Source organism: Sinorhizobium sojae CCBAU 05684, assembly GCF_002288525.1.
Classification (GTDB): domain Bacteria; phylum Pseudomonadota; class Alphaproteobacteria; order Rhizobiales; family Rhizobiaceae; genus Sinorhizobium; species Sinorhizobium sojae.
Genome location: NZ_CP023068.1, coordinates 1 through 18759 on the forward strand (window position 1 = coordinate 1; position 18759 = coordinate 18759).

Here is an 18759-nt window from a genome sequence, read left to right on the forward strand (position 1 = left end):
ATGTTGCAGCAGAGAATCCAGGGTGTCGATGAGCAGGAGCATTTGCCCTCCATGCTGGCGGCCGACGCCCAGGAACTCGCCCATCAACTTCAGGAACATCAGAAGAAGATCTTCTCCCCGTCGGCGCAGAAAACCATGCGGCTGTTCAGCCCGGCGGAAGCCGCCGCCTTCATCGGAATCGGTGAGGGCTATCTGCGTCAGATCGCGTCAGAAGGCCACGGGCCGCAGCCGCTGTCAAACGGCCGCCGGATGTATGCGGTCGAGGACATCGAACGCATCCGCCGCGTCCTCGACGAGGGCAGCAAAGCCGGCAAATACATTCCCCATCGCAGGACCGATGAGAAGCTTCAGGTCATCTCGGTGATGAATTTCAAGGGCGGGTCGGGCAAGACGACGACGGCGGCGCACCTCTCCCAATATCTGGCGCTCCGCGGCTATCGCGTGCTGGCAATCGATCTCGATCCGCAGGCATCGCTCTCCGCCCTGTTCGGTCATCAGCCGGAGCTCGATGTCGGCGAGGCGGAAACCCTCTATGGCGCCATCCGCTATGAGAACCCCCGCCCTATCGCCGATGTCGTGCGCTCGACCTACACGACTAACCTCCACCTGATCCCCGGCAATCTCGAGCTCATGGAATTCGAGCACGAAACGCCAAAGGCGATGATCGGCGGCTCGGCTGAGACGCTGTTCTTCGCCCGTATCGGCGAGGTGCTTTCCGGGATCGAGAGCTTCTACGACATCGTTGTCATCGATTGCCCGCCGCAGCTCGGATTTCTCACCATGTCGGCGCTCTGCGCCGCGACATCCGTCCTCATCACCGTGCATCCGCAGATGCTCGACGTCATGTCGATGTCGCAATTCCTGTCGATGACGAGCGAGCTCATGGCCGTCGTCGAGAAGGCCGGCGGACGCACGAGCTACGACTGGATGCGTTATCTTGTGACGCGTTTCGAACCGAATGACGGTCCGCAGAGCCAGATGACCGGCTTCATGCGCGCGATCTTCGGCAATCGCATGCTTCTGAACGCCATGGTGAAATCGACCGCCATCTCCGATGCCGGCGTTACGAAACAGACGCTCTACGAGGTGGAGCGCTCGCAATTCATCCGCGGCACCTATGACCGGGCGATGGAGTCGCTTTCGCTCGTCAATGCGGAGATCGAAGAGATGATCCGCAAGGTCTGGGGAAGGAAGTAACCGATGGCGCGCAAGAACCTGATCGGCATCTCCGACAACCCGGCAGTTTCAAGCGACGGAGAACGCCCGACGATCGAACGGCCGATCGCCGGGCTTCAACCGGCGCAGCGGCCGAGCGGGCTCGTAGGCGGCATCACGCGCTCGCTGTCGAACATCACCGAAAAAGTCGAGCGTGCCCAGGAACTCGAGCGGCGGCTCGCGGAAGGCCAGGCGATCGTCGAACTCGAGCCATCGCTGATCGACGCCTCCTTCGTTGTCGACCGGCTCGCCGTGGCCCCCGAAATACAGGCCGCTCTGGTTCAGCAGATCCGCGACCACGGACAACAGGTGCCGATCCTCGTCAGGCCGCATCCGACGGTACAGGGCCGCTATCAGGTCGCCTACGGCCACCGCCGGCTCGCCGCGCTCCGCGAGATCGGCAGCAGGGTCAAGGCGGTCATCCGCGATTTGACCGACGAACAGCTCGTCATCTCCCAGGGCCAGGAAAACAACGCCCGTACCGATCTGTCCTTCATCGAGCGCTCGCTTTTCGCGACCCGGCTCGAGGATCGCGGCTTCTCGCGCGACACCATCATGTCGGCCCTCGGCGTCGACAAGGCGGCGCTTTCGAAGATGATCGCGGTCGTGCGCCGCCTGCCGCTGGAAATCATCGAAGCCATCGGTGCCGCGCCCTCGTTCGGGCGCCGGCGCTGGATGGAGCTCGCCGACCTCGTCGAGCGCGAAGGCACGGAGGCGAAGGCACTTGCGGACGTGCGGCTGCCGGCATTCCGCTCGCTCAACAGCGATCAGCGCTTCGAAAAGCTCTTCGCCTTGCTCAGCGCCGCCAAGGAGCGGCCAAGGACGGAAACCTGGCTTGCCCCCGATCGTGTGCGCGCGGTGCGAATCCGCGAAACCGATGCGGAGACGACTCTTGCCTTCAGCAAGAGGGCGGCACCCGGTTTTGGCGATTTCGTGAGGCAGAGGCTCGAGGCGCTCTACCTCGAATATCAACAGGAAACAGGAGACTAGACAGAGCAAAAGAAAAAGGCTTCCGAACGACTAGCGCTGCGGAAACCCTTCTCTCGTGTAGCAACTTGAGATTCCCATTTCCGCGAATCAGTGTCAAGCGTTTTTGACGTCGTTTCGGCGAACGGATTTCTTTTGCCTTGGAAAAGGTGAAGAAAAATGGAACGTGGAAATGTGACGACGCCTTTTGGGCGGCGGGCGATGACGTTTGGCATGCTCGCAAGTCAGATCACGGCCGGCCGAGTTGCGCCGGCGCAGTCGATCGACAAATGGAAATTGTTTCGAACTCTCTGCGAGGCGAAAACGGTAATCGGCGTGTCCGACCGCTCGCTTGCCGTGCTCAACGCCCTTTTGAGTTTCTATCCGGGCGCAGAGCTTTCCGGTAACACCGGCCTCGTCGTCTTCCCATCGAATGCGCAGCTTTCGCTCCGCACCCATGGCATGGCCGAAACGACGCTGCGGCGGCATCTTGCCTGCCTCGTGGAAACCGGGCTGATCATTCGGCGCGACAGCCCCAACGGCAAGCGCTACGCCCGCAAGAACCGCAGCGGCTCGATCGGCGAAGCATTCGGTTTCGATCTCTCGCCGCTCTTGGCCCGGGCAGGGGAGTTCAAGACCGTTGCCGCCGAGCTTGCAGCCGAACAGCAACATCTACGCCTGTTGCGCGAACGCCTGAGCCTCTGCCGCCGCGATATCCTCAAGCTTATCGAGCTCACAGACGAGAGCGCTCCCGATGACGACTGGCAACCATACAAGGAGCGTTTCGAAGCGCTCGTCGCCAGCCTCCCTCGCAAACCTTCTTCCATCATCCTCGAAGCAGTTCTTGCAAAACTGGCGTCACTCCGGAACGAACTCACCAATCGCTTGGAAACACTGCTTAATTTGTCAAATACGGACGCCAATGATCGCCAGAATGGCTGCCACATACAGAATTCACAACCAGACTCCCAATCTGAATCTGAACGTCGCTTGGAAAAAGGGGAGGGACCGGCAAGCGACGAGAACCGCGGCACGAAAGCGACGGACGCGGGCGTTGAGCGCCAATCTGCGCAGTTCCCACCGCCGATCCATGGCCCGGCGCAGAAGCTCCGGCCGGCCGAGCCGTTCGCCCGTGACATTCCGCTACCCGCCGTTCTGCAGGCTTGTCCGCAAATCGCCGACTACGCACCATCGGGCCGCGTCTCGAACTGGAGGGACCTGATGACGGCCGCGGTCGTCGTCAGAACCATGTTGAACGTAAGCGCCGACGCCTATGACGATGCCTGCGCGGTTCTCGGCTACGAGAATACGGCAACCGTAATCGCCTGCATCCTCGAGCGCGCCGACCGCATCAATTCGCCGGGCGGCTATCTGAGGGATCTCACACGGCGGGCAAGATCGCAGTCCTTTTCGATCGCGCCAATGGTCGGAGCGCTCAGCCGCGCCAGAAGGGAAGCAACGCTGATGGCGACCTGATCTGCTGCCGTTGTCCGAACGTATTTGGATCACCTTGGAGAGAAACGGGTGACGGCTTTTCCGACGCGCCGAGAGGCAAGTATTGGGCGAGCGTTCTGCCAGTCTCGATTCTTGTGCAGCGTCGACGCGGCCGTTGCCACGCCTTCCGCGGATAATGGGTTCTCCTTCACCCGTTCGGCCGGTGGGGTGCCGCTGTGGAGAATGAGCAAGCACCGTCTGCGGATGTTGATTTGCGGCAGGAAATGGCGGACACTCTGAACCGTTCCGGATTCGCCGATTGCCGGTCCTCTATGTCTTTCTTAAGAATTTTGCGCCTATCGTAAACCATTGGCATAAAAGGCGTCCCCCAACGAAGCGGAAGCTATCTCGCTAATCGTTTCCGTCACGTGGACGGTCAGGAGCGATCCTCGCTTCGGTGCATATGGCCCGAGATATACCGCGATCGCCGGATGCCGAGATTCACAGAAAACAGGGACCCGAAGCGCACTCCGGCGTAGTCCGTCACTGGGTAAACCGCTCTTCCGGCACTCCCTTATGGAGGCGACTGAACGCTGCAGTGGGCCCTATGCGTGTGGCAACTCACAACCGACGAATGAAGCTCGACAAGCCGACGTCCGGGAGCATGCCCTTGGAGGTACCGCACAGGCCTGTCTAGCCAAACGCCGGACCGTTTCAAACTGGGAGACCGAGGATTTCCCATGCTTGCTGGCTGCGGCTATTTGTTGGAACCTTGCGGAGCAGGGGCTGTTGACAGCTGTCAACAGCCCGTCATTCGCGCCAATGCTCTGCGACCCAGGGCGTCGGGCGAATGTAATGCCGCAGATAGCGGAGCGGGTTTTTCTCCCGCCGGTCCGACGACAGCAGTCCGCGGAAATGATCAAGGGGCGCCGTTGCGCGGCCTTTATAGCCATATTGCCCATCGATCGCATGCTGCGGCAGCAGTCCTCGTGGGAAGAGAACGACGCGTGCATCGGCGGGCAGACGCGGTACGAACCAATAATTGAGCGGAAACGGCCAGCGGCAGTCCTGTCGGAAGTGCAGGACATAGCGCCGCGGGAAGAGTTTCGCGCCGCCCGGAGCATTTCGGGTGACGAATCTCTGCTCGAACTCGTATTCGTCAGCAACCCCTTGCGGATCGGCTCTAAACTTATGCTGCAGCGGTTCGAGCTTGCCGACCGTGAAGCGGAACACCGAAGTCTGCCCGAGCCGCTCGAAGGGCGTTGTCTGATTTCTGGCGAGGACCACATCGTCCGGGCCGCCGATTTCAAAGAAACTGTCGAGCGATCCGACGATCACGACGTCAAGATCAAGAAACAATACCGGCCCTTTGAGGTCTCCGAGCTTGGGCCCCCAGAGCCGCGCCTTGGGCCAGATGCCTTTGGTGTTCTCCGGCATCTTCGCCACGTCGAGCGGCGGCAGGTCTTCGCAGATAATCTCCGCTCGCAGATTGTCGCGACTGTCGGTGAAGCAGGTGAAGGTGAAGGGCGGCGTTATGTTGCGGGCCACCATCGCGTACAGTCTGTTGATGAAGGGTGCGCCGTATTTCGTGCCCCAATTGATGCAGATCACCTGCTTGACGCCGCCGCTTGCCGCCAGGACGCTTGCCATTGTCGCCGCTTTCTTCACCACCGTCCCGCAAAGTGCCTCTGCGCAAAGCGCGGATAATTCTTGCTGGACAGGCCGGCAGTGAACGAGGTCAGCGGAAGGCTCTTGGAAACGCTGTTTTAATCAGTGCGTCTTAAAGCAGGAAGGAAGTCATCTGGCAAGCAGACAAGGCTAAGCGAGGTGTACCAGTTATCGTTCGAGCGGACGGGGTTCGGCTCGTCTCCGGCCGTATGCGAGAAGCGTTGCCGGTTGACAGCTGTCAACATCCCGGCCGTTGCAAAGGCGAAGAGCGACGGGGCGTCCATGGCCGATCGGCTGCGTAGCGGATTGCCGACCGGGCGGCGCTGTTGACAGCTGTCAACTCTGTGCCGAACGCCGGCGGAATACCCGCGGCTCCGTGCCCGATCTCAGACGAGGCGGCGAGAAGCCGAAATTTCGGCCTTACGCCTCGGCTCATACCGGCCAGAGAAGGGGCCCCCGACATGCGAGATGGACACGGCGGGCAGGTGCGGGTCAATTCAGCCCTGACACGATATTTCGGTGGGCAATTCCCGCAGTACCTGTGACGGAAAGGAATCGCGTGTTACTTTCCGTTTCGCCGCCGAAGCAACGCTATTTTAATGAGATACGAAATCCTCGATCCTTTGCATCCGACCCTTCTTCCGGCCCTGATCGCGGCGGAGGACGGGCTTGCGCGCCTCGATGAGAGGGCGGCCCGGCATGCCGTCGCCGAAGGCTTTCGCGAACGCGGGCAATTCTTCGATGCCGTTGCCGCCCTGTGGGTCGCAGGCGAATTGGTGCATGTCGAGGATCTCGTTCTACATGATTCGCATATGGATGCGCGAGCGCCATCCCATGAATTGACGATTGCACATGCGGTGTTGCGGGCGCGGCGGCGGCTCGAATTGGCCGAGCCCGGATGGGCACTGTCGGCGCAGGGACTCGATGCGCTGCGGGGAGAGCAGGGCGGCCGAGCGGAAAAGGAAGGGGCAGAGCTCGCCGCCAGCCGTCAGGACGCGATGAACCAGCCGGAGTTTGCGGACCAGGATGCGGAGGAAAACCCGCTCGCCGGCGAGTTTGCCGAACTCGATGCGGCGCTTGCGCGCTCGCAGCGGTTGCTGGAGAGCCACGGCCAGAGTTTCGCCGAGGCCGGAGCGCTGTCGCAGCCTGTATCCAGGGAAAGCCAGGAACCCGCCGGTCAACTCGGACTGCTGTTCGAGGAGGATTGGGACGAGGCCGCCCGGCTTGACGCCTGGCGTGCCGTCCTGCCGACGGCCGATCAGCTGCCGGCGACGTTGGGGGCCGCAATCCTCTTCGATGCCTGGGAACGCCTCGAGCCGTTGCGTCGCCAGCACTGGCTCGGCTCACTTCTCGTCGGGGCCTATCTCAGCTTTCGCGGCAAAACGGCGTCGCATGTCCTTGCCTTCAATACTGGGCTGAAGACGATCCGCCATGATCGCCGCCGGTCGAAGGACAGGCTGACCCGCCTCCATGCTTTCCTCGAGGCATTGGCGGCAACGGCCGATCTCGGCCTCAAGGAACTCGACCGGCTGTCGCTCGCAAGGACGCAGATGGAGATCAGGATCAGGGACCGCCGCTCGAACAGCAACCTGCCGGGGCTGATCGAACTCGTTCTGTCGCGGCCGATCGTCTCGACCGCGCTGATTTCCCGCCGGCTCGGCGTGACGCCGCGGGGCGCGCTCAATCTCGTGCGCGAACTCGGGCTACGCGAGATGACCGGCAGGGGCCGCTATCGCGGCTGGGGCGTGCTGTAGCGAGCCCCAACTCGCCGGCACAGGCGATTGCAAGCTGCCGATCGGATGGCGCCGAGTCGTCGTCAGGCGGCTCACTGCAGTTGCTTTGGAGAACGCATACCGATAATATTATGGTACACCGTAATATACATGCTACACTCCTCAACTGACAATTGTCCGGCCGACCAAAATTGAGGTGAGATGATGAACGCTGATTTGCGGGAAACCCACATACGCGTGGAGCGTCCATCCAAAACGCTACGGGAATTGGCGCTCGAGAAGGTCCGGGATGCGATTGTGGAGGGCTACTTCAAACCTGGCGAACGTCTCGTGGAGCGCGACCTCTGTGCCCAACTTGGCGTCAGCCGCACGATCGTTCGCGAAGTGCTCCGGCATCTCGAGTCCGAGGGGCTAGTCGCCAACTTGCCGAACAAGGGACCGATCGTTGCGCTTCTGGACCTGAATGAGGCAAAGCAGATTTACGAGATCCGCGGCGCCTTGGAGGCAATGGCCGCGCGCCTGTGCGCTGAGCGCGGCGACCCGGCAATCGTCGAAGCCCTTGAGGCGTCGTTGACGGAAATTCGGCTGTGCTATGCTGCGAAGGACATGGCAGGCGTTCTTAGCCAGACCAATGCATTCTACCAGACCCTGTTCACCAAGGTCGATCGGCACGTCGCCTGGGGCGTCGTGAACCTTCTGACTGTCCGGATCAACCATCTGCGCTCCATGACGATCAAGACCGAGAACCGCAACGTCGAGGGCCCGGCGCAGATGCAACGGATCGTCGACGCGATCAGAAGGGGGGATGGCGATGCGGCCCACAAGGCTGCCCTTGACCATGTCGCCCGTGCTGCGGCGATCGCGGAAGCGCTTCTGGCGGCACAGCAGACGCAAGAATAATTGCGGTTCGGCCGCATCGGCCCGAACCCGGACCCGATTTTCGGAAAGCACGATGCGGAGGTTGATGGGCCTACAGCGTCCTTCGGGCGTTCCCAAGGAGGCGCGGCGCCGTAAGGCAGAAAGGGGTTGCCGCCCCTGACGAACAACGGCGTCGGCAAAAGCCCCCGTTGGGCGGCTCTCCATTGTCCGGCATTCGCGGCTTGTGCGGCAGTCTTCGCTGCTTAACGGCCACCTTTGCGTCGTGGCTTCCTCAAGACAGTTGATAGGAAAAAACATCCGCGGTCGAAAGGCCGTGCTACCGACCATCCGGTTTCGAGCCTGGCAAACGGCTGCCAGCGAGCAAGCGCCGCGCCACGCGAGCACGTTGACCCCTTCAACGCACTCTGACGCGCGCGTACACCACCCTGGCTCGCTGCCACCGAACGCTCCCGCCCAAGCTGCTGCTCTGTTCAACATCGCCGACAAGACGTCCCGGCGGAGCTACCCAAACTTGAGTCTTGACGTGCTAATATTATGGTATACCATAAGACCATATCACAGGAAGGATGCCCGATGCCCATTCAGATCCGCAAGACGTTGCTTCAGACCGAGACAACCCTGATTGAGGGAGGCAAGGCCGCCCCGCAGCCGTTGAAGCTGTTTTCGGCGCTGGCGGTGGTGAAAAATCCGTGGGCCGGGCGGGGCTTCGTCGAAGATCTCAAGCCGGAGATCCACGCGGCAGCACCCGTGCTCGGAGAGCTCCTGACCAGGATGATCATCGATGCCGTTGGCTCGGGCGAAGCAGTCGAAGCCTATGGCAAGGCTGCCGTCGTCGGGCTTGACGGTGAGATCGAGCATGCCTCGGCGCTCATCCACACGCTGCGCTTCGGCAATCATTATCGCCAAGCGGTCGGCGCCAAGTCATACCTTGCCTTCTCCAATACGCGCGGTCCCGCCAATGCCCCCGTCATGATCCCCCTGATGGACAAGAAGGACGAGGGGCGCCGTTCCCACTACCTGACGATCCAGACCGCTATTCCCGATGCGCCGGCCGCCGACGAAATCGTCGTGGCCCTTGGCGCTTCGATCGGCGGACGCCCTCACCATCGTATCGGCGACCGCTACCAGGATCTGAAGGATCTCGGTCAGGACGTCGCCAATCCGGCCGGCGTCTGAGCGGCGGGCGCTTCGATGCACACGGTCACGTCAAACACGTCTGAGGTGTGCGGCGCGTCCCTCCCGCGCAAGACCACTGCGCGGGGAGCCGCTTACTTCGAAGCCGGCGACGGCGAGACGTTGATCCTCATCCACGGGGTCGGCATGCGGCTCGAGGCCTGGGCACCGCAGATCGCGGCCTTCGCAAAAACCCACCGGGTCATCGCGGTGGACATGCCCGGGCATGGCGGAAGCGAAAAAATCCCCGCGGGAAGTACAGTCACGGACTTCGTCGCGTGGTTTGGCCGCTTCCTCGACGACATGAGGATCGCACGTGCGAATATTGCCGGACATTCGATGGGAGCGCTCATTTCCGGCGGCGCTGCGGCAAGCTTTGCCGACCGGATCATCCGCCTCGCTTATCTCAACGGCGTCTATCGCCGCGATCCGGCGGCAAAGGCGGCAGTTCTGGCGCGCGCGGCGGCGATCCGCACCAGCGGCGTCGACACGAAGGGGCCGTTGCTCAGGTGGTTCGGCGATGATCCGCAGAGCCAGCGGGCGCGCGAACTCACCCGTGCCTGGTTGGAGGGGGTCGATCCGGAGGGCTACGCAATCGCCTATACCGCCTTTGCCAGCGGCGATGAAACCTATGCTGATTGCTGGCCCTCCGTCACCTGCCCCGCCCTTTTTCTCACGGGCTCCGGAGACCCGAATTCGACACGGGAAATGGCCGAGCAGATGGCGTCCCGGACGCCGAACGGATGGGTGCGCATCGTCGATGGCCACAGACACATGGTCAATCTGACCGCACCGGAGACCGTCAATGCGCTGATGGCGGAATGGCTGACTTGCAGGGAGAAACCGGTATGAGCGTCCAAGAATTCGAACCGAGAGCCTTGCGTGACGCTTTCGGCGCATTTGCGACCGGAGTGACGGTGGTGACGGCAAACGATGCGGCGGGCCGGCCGATCGGCTTCACGGCCAATTCCTTCACGTCGGTCTCGTTGGATCCGCCGCTGCTGCTCGTCTGCCTGGCCAAGACCTCGCGCAATTATGCGACGATGACCGGCGCGGAGCGCTTCGCCGTCAACATCTTGTCCGAGACGCAGAAGGACGTCTCCAATACATTTGCCCGGCCCGTGGAGGATCGGTTTGCCGCCGTCGATTGGCGGAAGGGGCCGAATGGCTGCCCGATCTTTTCGCAGGTGGCGGCTTGGTTCGAATGTTCGATGCAGGACCTAATCGACGCCGGCGATCATGTCGTCATGATCGGGCGCGTCACCGCCTTCGAAAACAGTGGTCTGAATGGCCTGGGCTATGCCCGCGGCGGCTATTTCACACCCAGGCTGGCGGGCAAGGCCGTGTCGGCGGCCGTCGGGGGAGAAATTCGTCTCGGCGCAGTGCTCGAGCAGCAGGGCTCGGTCTATCTCTTGGGCGATGAAACGCTGTCGATCCCGAGTTGCACTGTGGAAGGCGATGACCCCGCCCGGACGCTGGCGGCGCATCTCGAGCAATTGACCGGGCTCACCGTCACCATCGGCTTTCTCTATTCGGTCTACGAAGACAAGAGCGATGGACGCCAACACATCGTCTATCACGCGCTTGCCGGCGATGGGGCGCCACGGGAAGGCCGGTTTCTGAGGCCGGAGGACGCCGCCGCGGCGAAATTCAGCAGCACCGCGATCGCCGACATCATCAATCGTTTCGTGCTCGAAAGCACGATCGGCAATTTCGGCATGTATTTCGGCGACGAGACCGGCGGCACGGTACGCCCGATCGCGAAGAAGGACGCACGTTCATGAAATTCTCGCTTTTCGTTCACATGGAGCGCCTGGATGCGTCGCAGGACCACAAGACGCTATACGAAGAATTCGTCGCGCTCTGCGAGATCGCCGACAAGGGCGGCATGCATGCGATCTGGACCGGTGAACATCACGGAATGGAGTTTACCATTGCGCCGAACCCCTTCGTTACGATTGCCGATCTTGCCCGCCGCACCAAGACTGCGCGGCTTGGAACCGGCACGGTGATCGCCCCGTTCTGGCATCCGATCAAGCTTGCCGGCGAAGCCGCGATGACGGATCTGATCTGCGACGGGCGGCTCGACATCGGAATTGCGCGCGGCGCCTATTCCTTCGAGTACGAGCGGTTGTTGCCGGGCCTTGATGCCTGGAGTGCCGGGCAGCGTATGCGCGAGCTTATTCCTGCGGTGAAGGGGATCTGGGCGGGTGACTATGCCCATGACGGCGAGTTCTGGAAATTCCCCGCTACGACCTCGTCGCCGAAGCCGCTGCAGAAGCCCCATCCGCCGATATGGGTCGCCGCGCGCGATCCGAACTCGCACGAATTCGCCGTTGCGAACGGCTGCAACGTGCAGGTGACCCCGCTCTGGCAGGACGACGACGAGGTGCGGAGCTTGATGGGTCGGTTCAACGACGCCTGCGCGAAGAGCCCTGAGGTCGAGCGGCCGAAGATCATGCTGCTGCGCCACACCTATGTCGGCTCCGACGAGGCGGATATCGCGCGAGCCGCGCATGAGATGAGCGTCTACTACAACTATTTCTTCGCCTGGTTCAAGAACGAAAGGCCGATCACACAAGGCCTCATCGAGCGGATTCCGGATGAGGAAATTGCCGCCAACGCCATGCTCTCGGCCGAGGTGATGCGACGCAACAACGTCGTCGGCGCAGCCGACGAGGTTATCGCTCGCATCAAGAGCTACGAGGCGATGGGGTATGATGAATACTCCTTCTGGATCGATACGGGCATGAGCTTCGAGCGCAAGAAGGCCTCGCTCGAGCGTTTCATCGCCAACGTTATGCCGGCATTTGCGGAGTAGGGCACATGCAGCGCTTCCAGTATTACATCAACGGTGAATTCGCGGATGGCGAAGCCCGGTTCGAAAGCATCGACCCCGCCACGGGCCTTGCCTGGGCGGAGATGCCGGAGGCACGGGAAGCGGACGTCGATCGTGCCGTCGAGGCTGCACACAAAGCCTTTCACGATGGGCCGTGGCCGAAACTTTCCGCCACCCAGCGAGGCAAGCTTCTCTACAGGCTTGCCGATCTCGTCGCCGAGAATGCCGGGAAGCTCGCCGAGATGGAAACGCGAGACACGGGCAAGATCATTCGCGAGACCTCGGCGCAGATCGCCTATGTCGCGGATTATTATCGATATTACGCCGGGGTCGCCGACAAGATCGAAGGTTCCTATCTGCCGATCGACAAGCCGGACATGGATGTCTGGCTCCGCCGCGAACCGATCGGCGTCGTGGCCATGGTCGTGCCCTGGAACAGCCAGCTTTTCCTGTCGGCGGTGAAGATCGGACCGGCGCTTGCGGCCGGCTGCACCATGGTGGTGAAGGCTTCGGAGGACGGGCCGGCGCCGCTGCTCGAATTTGCCCGGCTGGTGCACGAGGCGGGCTTCCCGGCGGGCGTCGTCAATTTCATCACCGGCTTCGGCCCGTCCTGCGGTGCGGCGCTCAGCCGTCATCCGCACGTAGACCATATCGCCTTTACCGGAGGGCCGGAGACCGCGCGGCATGTGGTGCGCAATTCGGCGGAAAATCTCGCCTCGACCTCGCTCGAACTCGGCGGCAAGTCACCCTTCATCGTCTTCGCCGACGCCGACCTCGAAAGTGCCGCCAATGCGCAGGTCGCCGGGATTTTTGCCGCGACCGGCCAGAGCTGCGTCGCGGGTTCGCGGCTGATCGTCGAGAGAAGCGTCAAGGATCGCTTCCTACAGATCCTCAAGGCCAAGGCGGAGGCGATCCGGATCGGAAGCCCGCTCGACATGGCGACGGAGGTCGGGCCGCTCGCGACGCAGCGTCAATGCGACCACGTTAAAGCCCTCGTCGCACGCTCGCTGGCCGCCGGCGCCAAGCTGGTGACCGGCGGCACTGCGCCGGAGGGCGCCGGCTTCTATTACCGGCCGACCATTCTCGATTGTGACGGCAGCGTATCGCCGTCTCTCGACACCGAATTCTTCGGTCCCGTGCTTTCTGCCCTGTCCTTCGAGACCGAGGACGAAGCCCTGCGTCTCGCCAACGACACCCGCTACGGGCTTGCGGCCGGGGTCTTCACCCAGAACCTCACCCGGGCGCACCGGTTGATGAAGGGGATCCGCGCCGGGATCGTCTGGGTCAATACCTATCGTGCGGTATCCCCGATCGCGCCATTCGGCGGTTTCGGGCTTTCCGGCCAAGGGCGCGAGGGCGGCCTCGAGGCCGCACTCGATTATACGCTGACCAAGACCGTCTGGCTCCGGACGTCGGACGATCCGATCCCTGATCCATTCGTAATGCGGTGACGGCGATGTTCTACGAGATCCGCACCTATCGGCTGAAGAACGGCGCGATCCCCGCCTATCTGAAAGTGGTCGAGGAAGAGGGAATTGCCATTCAGAGGAAGCATCTCGGCGAACTCGTCGCCTACTTCTTCTCCGAAATCGGGCCGATCAACGAGATCGTCCACATCTGGGCCTATCCGAGCCTCGACGAGCGCGAGAGACGCCGGGCCGCGCTGATGGAAGATCCGGACTGGCAGGCTTTCCTTCCCAAGATACGCGACCTCATAGAAGTCGCGGACAACAAGATCATGAGGTCGGCGCGCTTTTCGCCTCTGGGCGGCTGCGCGTCATAGAACAACCAAGCAAAAACCCGAACCACGGAGCAAGGGAACATGAAGAAGATATTCGCTTTGGCGGCGGCCGCCGCCTTCATCACAACTTCCGTGCCGGCAACGGCCGCGGATCTTGTCTTCACGAGCTGGGGAGGCACGACGCAGGACGCACAGAAAATCGCCTGGGCTGAGAAGTTCACCGAAAAGACCGGCATCAACGTCCTGCAGGACGGGCCGACCGACTACGGCAAGCTCAAGGCGATGGTCGAGGCGGGCGCCGTTACCTGGGATGTCGTCGACGTGGAGGGCGACTACGCCGCCCAGGCCGGCAAGAACGGATTGCTCGAGAAGCTCGATTTCTCCGTCATCGACAAATCCAAGCTCGATCCGCGGTTCGTCACCGACTACTCGGTTGGCAGCTTCTATTATTCCTTCGTCATCGGCTGCAACAAGGATGCGGTCGAGTCCTGCCCCAAGACCTGGGCGGACCTCTTCGATACGGAGAAGTTCCCCGGCAAGCGGGCCTTTTACAAATGGTCGGCGCCGGGTGTGATCGAGGCGGCGCTGCTCGCGGATGGCGTGCCGGCCGATCAACTCTACCCACTTGATCTCGACCGCGCCTTCAAGAAGCTCGACACGATCAAAGAGGACATCATCTGGTGGTCGGGCGGCGCCCAGTCGCAGCAGCTTCTCGCTTCCGCCGAGGCACCCTATGGCAGCCTCTGGAACGGCCGCATGACCGCGCTTGCCGAGAGCGGCATCAATGTCGAGACCTCCTGGGAGCAGAACATCACCGCCGCCGACTCGCTCGTCGTGCCGAAGGGCGCGAAGAACAAGGAAGCAGCGATGCAGTTCATCGCGCTGGCCACATCTGCAGACGCTCAAGCCGATCTGGCCAAGGCGACTGGCTACGCGCCGATCAATCTCGACTCCCCGAAGCTGATGGATGCGGAATTGGCGAAAACGCTGCCGGACGCGCAGACGGCGAACCAGGTGAATGCGGACATGAACTACTGGGCGGAAAACCGCGATGCGATCGGGGAGCGCTGGTACGCCTGGCAGACGAAGTAACCACCGGAAAGGCCGGAAGAACGTTGCCGCGTTCTTCCGGTTGCTCTGGTGGCCTAAAGCGCGTCGCGCTTAATCGTATTCGTGCAACGCGCTTTAGTTCCTTGTTTTCATGCACGTCGTTGTCCCAAAACGGCTGCACACTTTTGGGCGAGATGCATTAGAGGCGGCGCGCCGTTGGTTTCAGACGGCGCCCTGCCTCTTTACCGGGAGGAGAGACAGCAATGGTAGCGCAGACCGAAACCGAGAGGGCGAGACACTATGCGCCCGTGCGCGCCCGGCGGCCGACCGACTTTGATTTGACATTGCCGGCGCTCGGCCTCTTGGGACTGTTCTTCGTGCTGCCCGTCGCCATCCTGTTGACGCGCAGTGTCACCGAGCCGGTACCGGGGCTTGGAAACTATGCCGAGTTGCTGGGCTCTTCGACCTATTTGCAGGTATTCGCAAACACCTTCATCGTTTCCGGCCTCGTCACTTTCGTTTCGCTGCTGATCGGCTTTCCCGTCGCCTGGGCGCTCGCCATCATGCCTAACCGCTTCGCTTCGGTCGTTTTCGCCATTCTGCTTCTGTCCATGTGGACGAACCTTCTTGCGCGGACCTATGCCTGGATGGTGCTGCTGCAGCGCACCGGTGTCATCAACAAGATGCTGATCGGAATGGGGCTCATCGACCAGCCGCTTCCGCTCGTCAACAATCTCACCGGCGTGACGATCGGCATGACCTACATCATGTTGCCCTTCATCATCCTGCCGCTCTACGGCGTGATCCGGAAGATCGATCCGGCAATCCTCCAGGCGGCCGCACTCTGCGGCGCCAGTCGCTGGCAGTCGCTCGTCCGCGTTCTGCTGCCGCTTGCAATGCCGGGCATGGCGGCCGGCGCGCTCATGGTCTTCGTCATGTCGCTCGGCTACTTCGTCACTCCGGCGCTGCTCGGCGGTACCGCAAATATGATGCTCGCCGAACTGATCGCGCAATTCGTCCAGTCTCTCGTCAACTGGGGCATGGGCGGGGCCGCGGCTTTGGTGCTGCTGATCGTCACGCTGGCGCTCTATGCCGTCCAACTCCGCTTCTTCGGCACCGATCGCATGGGAGGGCGCTGAGATGCTTCTGAATTTCGATCGCCTCGGCTGGTGGAAGCTCGTGCTCATCGGCATCACGCTCGCGACCACGGCCTTCCTGCTTCTGCCGATCCTGTTCATTGCGGCGCTGTCCTTCGGCTCGTCGCAATGGCTGATCTTTCCGCCGCCCGGCTGGACGTTCAAATGGTATCAGGAGCTTCTCGCCGATCCGCGCTGGCTCTTATCCGCATGGACGAGCTTCCAGATCGCGATCATCGTCACCGTTCTCTCGGTTCTCCTGGGACTTGTCACGTCGTTCGGCCTGACGCGCGGGCGGTTCCCGTTTCGGGAGGGCTTGAAGGCGCTTTTCCTGACGCCGATGATCCTGCCGGTGGTCGTGCTCGCGGTGGCGCTCTATGCATTCTTCCTGCAGATCGGCCTCAACGGAACCCTGACCGGCTTCGTCATTTCCCACCTCGTGCTGGCGCTGCCCTTCTCGATCCTGTCGATTTCCAGTGCACTCGAGGGGTTCGACAAATCGGTCGAGGACGCGGCCGTGCTCTGCGGCGCGTCTCCGCTCGAAGCAAAGATCCGGGTTACGTTGCCGGCGATCAGTCACGGCATTTTCTCCGCGGCGATCTTCTCGTTCCTCACCTCCTGGGACGAGGTGGTCGTCGCAATCTTCATGGCGAGTCCGACGCTTCAGACGCTTCCCGTGAAGATATGGGCGACGCTCAGGCAGGATCTGACCCCGGTTGTCGCGGCCGCCTCCACCCTTCTTATCCTCTTGACAGTGCTCTTGATGCTGCTCGTCGCCGTCATTCGCAAAGGATTGAAATCATGACTGAACCCTTCCTGCAAATCCGGGGCATCCGCAAGGAATACGGTCCGGTGACGGCTGTGCAGGATGTCACTCTCGATGTGGCACAGGGGGAGTTCCTGACGTTTCTCGGGCCCTCGGGATCGGGAAAAAGCACGACGCTCTACATTCTGGCCGGGTTCGAGAACCCGACGCGCGGCGACGTCCTGCTCAAGGGAGAATCGCTGCTGGCGACGCCGTCGCACAAGCGCAATATCGGGATGGTGTTCCAGCGCTACACGCTGTTCCCGCATCTTTCCGTCGGCGAAAACATCGCCTTTCCGTTGAAAGTCCGGCGGCGGCCGAAGGCTGAGATCGATGCCAAGGTGCGCGAGATGCTGAAGCTCGTCCGGCTCGAGGGCTTCGAGGACCGCAAGCCTGCGCAGATGTCCGGCGGCCAACAGCAGCGCGTCGCGTTGGCGCGCGCGCTTGCCTATGACCCGCCTGTGCTGCTGATGGACGAGCCGCTGTCCGCGCTCGACAAGAAGCTGCGCGAGGAAATCCAGCACGAAATCCGGCGGATTCACCAGCAGACGGAAGTGACCATCCTCTATGTCACGCACGACCAGGAGGAGGCCCTTCGCCTTTCCGACCGCATTGCCGTTTTTTCGAAAGGGGTGATCGACCAGATCGGCACGGGGCCGGAGCTCTACGCCAATCCGGCCACCCGGTTCGTGGCCGAGTTTATCGGCGACAGCGACTTTCTGCCGTGCAGCGTGGTCTCTACGGCCGATGGCCGGGCCGAGATCGCCATCTGCGATGGCATGACCGTTTCCAACGTCCCGCTCCATGGGACTGCATCCTCCGGGGCCGAGGCGGCACTCATGCTGAGGCCGGAGCGGCTGCTCCTGTCCAAGACGCAGCCCGACATGGGGTTGCCCGTCACGGTCAGCGACATCACCTTCCTCGGCAACAACGTTCACGTGGCCACCAAGACCGGCAAAGGCAACGATTTGTCCGTCCGGCTTCCATTCGGGCACGAAGCGATTTCAGGGCTCAATCGCGGCGATGCCGTCTGGCTGAGATTCGATGCCGGATCGGCGCACGTCTTCGGTCAATGAAGGGCAGCCGCCACACCGAACGGCATTGACCGACGGAATTCTGGGAAACAAACCCGTGCGCGGTCGCACGAGGAGACCCGTGAATGAGGATATCCGAAACGCAGGAACGCCGTTGCAGTCGGTGCACGTAGCCGGCCTCTGTTGCCTCAAACCGACTTTCCGCGTGCTTAAAGTCATCATATGAATTCAAGAACGAAAAAGCGGATTTCATAGGATGCTCTGGCCTTTGGCGCCCGCTGGGAGTATGCATGATCCTAAGAGCGCCAGATCTGGAGGAATCATGCAGCGGGCCGAACGTCCAACGTCGCGCAGATCATTCGCGTCACAGGTAGCGGAAGCCCTGCGCGAGCAGATTGAAGCTGGCTTCTACGCGCCCGGTGACAAGTTGCCGACCGAACCTGCCCTCATCGACCGCTTCGGTTTCAGCCGCACCGTGATACGCGAGGCGATCGCCGCGTTGCGTGCCGATGGGCTGGTGGAGTCGCGGCAGGGGGCGGGGGTGTTCGTGATCGGCCCGAAGCCGACCGATGAAGGCCTGAAGCTGTTCACGGACGAGACCGACAAGATTTCCGACATCATCGAGGAACTGGAACTGCGCATCGGCATAGAGGTTGAAGCCGCAGGCTTGGCCGCTGCCCGCAGTTCACCGGCGCAAGAGGCCGAGATCCAGGCCCAGGTCGACAAATTCGCCGATCTCATTGCCGAAGGCAAACCTACCGACGAGGCGGATTTCCAGTTCCATATGGCAATTGCCGCCGCGACGAACAATGCAAGGTTCAAGGCTTTCCTCGAGCACGTCGGCCGTCGGATGATTCCGCGGGTGAAGTTCAAGACGGTGATGGGCGGCGTCGATCCTTTGCCCAGCCGCGACCAGCCGATCCTCGAGGAACACCGCGAAATCGCCGAAGCGATCCTCGCCCGCGATCCGGAGAAAGCGCGCGAGGCGATGCGCCGCCACCTTGTCACCGGCATCAAGCGCTATCGCGCATTGATGATCCGTCGCTCGGTGGAGGACCGCGAAAAGAGCGGTTGACTCATTCCGAA

General features: G+C 62.0%; 17 protein-coding genes. 16 read left to right on the top strand and 1 reads right to left on the bottom strand.

What is annotated here, in order from left to right:
• The first annotated feature begins 3 nt into the window (after window positions 1–3).
• The 3 genes from repA (at window position 4) to repC (ending at window position 3657) form a co-directional block, all read left to right on the top strand.
• Window positions 4–1197 carry a plasmid partitioning protein RepA gene (repA, locus tag SJ05684_RS17730; protein ID WP_374188710.1) on the top strand — a complete coding sequence of 398 codons (1194 nt, stop codon included), beginning with the start codon at window positions 4–6 and terminating at the stop codon, window positions 1195–1197.
• Window positions 1198–1200: 3 nt separating this feature from the next.
• The gene (gene repB / locus SJ05684_RS17735) at window positions 1201–2205 is read left to right on the top strand and encodes a plasmid partitioning protein RepB (RefSeq protein WP_034855410.1); all 1005 of its coding nucleotides are present in this window, start codon (window positions 1201–1203) and stop codon (window positions 2203–2205) included.
• Window positions 2206–2361: 156 nt separating this feature from the next.
• Window positions 2362–3657, top strand: a complete 1296-nt coding sequence (repC, locus tag SJ05684_RS17740; protein WP_034855411.1) for a plasmid replication protein RepC — start codon at window positions 2362–2364, stop codon at window positions 3655–3657.
• A 768-nt stretch (window positions 3658–4425) separates the two neighbouring features.
• Here the strand turns inward: repC and SJ05684_RS17745 are convergent.
• Entirely contained in the window at window positions 4426–5265 is an 840-nt protein-coding gene (locus SJ05684_RS17745; protein ID WP_034855413.1) for a hypothetical protein, read from the bottom strand.
• 617 nt (window positions 5266–5882) lie between these two features.
• Between SJ05684_RS17745 and SJ05684_RS17750 the strand changes: the two genes are divergently transcribed.
• From SJ05684_RS17750 to SJ05684_RS17810, 13 genes are all read left to right on the top strand, one after another.
• The gene (locus tag SJ05684_RS17750) at window positions 5883–7037 is read left to right on the top strand and encodes an RHE_PE00001 family protein (RefSeq protein WP_034855414.1); all 1155 of its coding nucleotides are present in this window, start codon (window positions 5883–5885) and stop codon (window positions 7035–7037) included.
• A gap of 183 nt (window positions 7038–7220) precedes the next feature.
• On the top strand, window positions 7221–7916 hold the full coding sequence (locus SJ05684_RS17755; protein WP_034855442.1) for a GntR family transcriptional regulator: 696 nt from the start codon (window positions 7221–7223) through the stop codon (window positions 7914–7916).
• Between the two features lie 552 nt (window positions 7917–8468).
• The gene (locus tag SJ05684_RS17760; RefSeq protein WP_034855416.1) at window positions 8469–9071 is read left to right on the top strand and encodes an amino acid synthesis family protein; all 603 of its coding nucleotides are present in this window, start codon (window positions 8469–8471) and stop codon (window positions 9069–9071) included.
• A gap of 15 nt (window positions 9072–9086) precedes the next feature.
• Window positions 9087–9920: an alpha/beta fold hydrolase gene (locus SJ05684_RS17765; RefSeq protein WP_034855418.1), complete on the top strand. Its 834-nt coding sequence runs from the start codon at window positions 9087–9089 to the stop codon at window positions 9918–9920.
• On the top strand, window positions 9917–10852 hold the full coding sequence (locus tag SJ05684_RS17770) for a flavin reductase family protein (protein WP_034855419.1): 936 nt from the start codon (window positions 9917–9919) through the stop codon (window positions 10850–10852). Before SJ05684_RS17765 ends, SJ05684_RS17770 begins: the two co-directional genes overlap by 4 nt.
• Window positions 10849–11889 (top strand): LLM class flavin-dependent oxidoreductase, encoded by a 1041-nt coding sequence (locus SJ05684_RS17775; protein ID WP_034855421.1) that lies wholly within the window; start codon window positions 10849–10851, stop codon window positions 11887–11889. The genes SJ05684_RS17770 and SJ05684_RS17775 overlap by 4 nt, the downstream gene beginning before the upstream one ends.
• A gap of 5 nt (window positions 11890–11894) precedes the next feature.
• Complete coding sequence (locus SJ05684_RS17780) at window positions 11895–13358, top strand: aldehyde dehydrogenase (RefSeq protein WP_034855422.1); 1464 nt, start codon at window positions 11895–11897, stop codon at window positions 13356–13358.
• 5 nt (window positions 13359–13363) lie between these two features.
• Window positions 13364–13690 (top strand): NIPSNAP family protein, encoded by a 327-nt coding sequence (locus SJ05684_RS17785; RefSeq protein ID WP_034855424.1) that lies wholly within the window; start codon window positions 13364–13366, stop codon window positions 13688–13690.
• A 39-nt stretch (window positions 13691–13729) separates the two neighbouring features.
• Window positions 13730–14740, top strand: coding sequence for an ABC transporter substrate-binding protein (locus SJ05684_RS17790; protein ID WP_034855425.1), 1011 nt, complete (start codon window positions 13730–13732; stop codon window positions 14738–14740).
• A 221-nt stretch (window positions 14741–14961) separates the two neighbouring features.
• Complete coding sequence (locus SJ05684_RS17795; protein ID WP_034855427.1) at window positions 14962–15837, top strand: ABC transporter permease; 876 nt, start codon at window positions 14962–14964, stop codon at window positions 15835–15837.
• Window position 15838: 1 nt separating this feature from the next.
• The gene (locus SJ05684_RS17800) at window positions 15839–16639 is read left to right on the top strand and encodes an ABC transporter permease (protein WP_034855428.1); all 801 of its coding nucleotides are present in this window, start codon (window positions 15839–15841) and stop codon (window positions 16637–16639) included.
• Window positions 16636–17715 carry an ABC transporter ATP-binding protein gene (locus SJ05684_RS17805; protein ID WP_034855429.1) on the top strand — a complete coding sequence of 360 codons (1080 nt, stop codon included), beginning with the start codon at window positions 16636–16638 and terminating at the stop codon, window positions 17713–17715. The genes SJ05684_RS17800 and SJ05684_RS17805 overlap by 4 nt, the downstream gene beginning before the upstream one ends.
• Window positions 17716–17995: 280 nt before the next feature.
• Window positions 17996–18748 (top strand): FadR/GntR family transcriptional regulator, encoded by a 753-nt coding sequence (locus SJ05684_RS17810; RefSeq protein WP_050980041.1) that lies wholly within the window; start codon window positions 17996–17998, stop codon window positions 18746–18748.
• The last annotated feature ends 11 nt before the right edge of the window (window positions 18749–18759 follow it).

Coding starts and splice junctions, on each gene's coding strand:
- SJ05684_RS17795 (WP_034855427.1), top strand. CDS start 14,962: ATGGTAGCGCAGACCGAAACCGAGAGGGCGAGACACTATGCGCCCGTG.
- SJ05684_RS17810 (WP_050980041.1), top strand. CDS start 17,996: ATGCAGCGGGCCGAACGTCCAACGTCGCGCAGATCATTCGCGTCACAG.
- SJ05684_RS17750 (WP_034855414.1), top strand. CDS start 5,883: ATGAGATACGAAATCCTCGATCCTTTGCATCCGACCCTTCTTCCGGCC.
- repC (WP_034855411.1), top strand. CDS start 2,362: ATGGAACGTGGAAATGTGACGACGCCTTTTGGGCGGCGGGCGATGACG.
- SJ05684_RS17780 (WP_034855422.1), top strand. CDS start 11,895: ATGCAGCGCTTCCAGTATTACATCAACGGTGAATTCGCGGATGGCGAA.
- SJ05684_RS17790 (WP_034855425.1), top strand. CDS start 13,730: ATGAAGAAGATATTCGCTTTGGCGGCGGCCGCCGCCTTCATCACAACT.
- SJ05684_RS17775 (WP_034855421.1), top strand. CDS start 10,849: ATGAAATTCTCGCTTTTCGTTCACATGGAGCGCCTGGATGCGTCGCAG.
- SJ05684_RS17765 (WP_034855418.1), top strand. CDS start 9,087: ATGCACACGGTCACGTCAAACACGTCTGAGGTGTGCGGCGCGTCCCTC.
- repB (WP_034855410.1), top strand. CDS start 1,201: ATGGCGCGCAAGAACCTGATCGGCATCTCCGACAACCCGGCAGTTTCA.
- SJ05684_RS17745 (WP_034855413.1), bottom strand. CDS start 5,265: ATGGCAAGCGTCCTGGCGGCAAGCGGCGGCGTCAAGCAGGTGATCTGC.
- SJ05684_RS17805 (WP_034855429.1), top strand. CDS start 16,636: ATGACTGAACCCTTCCTGCAAATCCGGGGCATCCGCAAGGAATACGGT.
- SJ05684_RS17785 (WP_034855424.1), top strand. CDS start 13,364: ATGTTCTACGAGATCCGCACCTATCGGCTGAAGAACGGCGCGATCCCC.
- SJ05684_RS17760 (WP_034855416.1), top strand. CDS start 8,469: ATGCCCATTCAGATCCGCAAGACGTTGCTTCAGACCGAGACAACCCTG.
- SJ05684_RS17800 (WP_034855428.1), top strand. CDS start 15,839: ATGCTTCTGAATTTCGATCGCCTCGGCTGGTGGAAGCTCGTGCTCATC.
- SJ05684_RS17755 (WP_034855442.1), top strand. CDS start 7,221: ATGAACGCTGATTTGCGGGAAACCCACATACGCGTGGAGCGTCCATCC.
- SJ05684_RS17770 (WP_034855419.1), top strand. CDS start 9,917: ATGAGCGTCCAAGAATTCGAACCGAGAGCCTTGCGTGACGCTTTCGGC.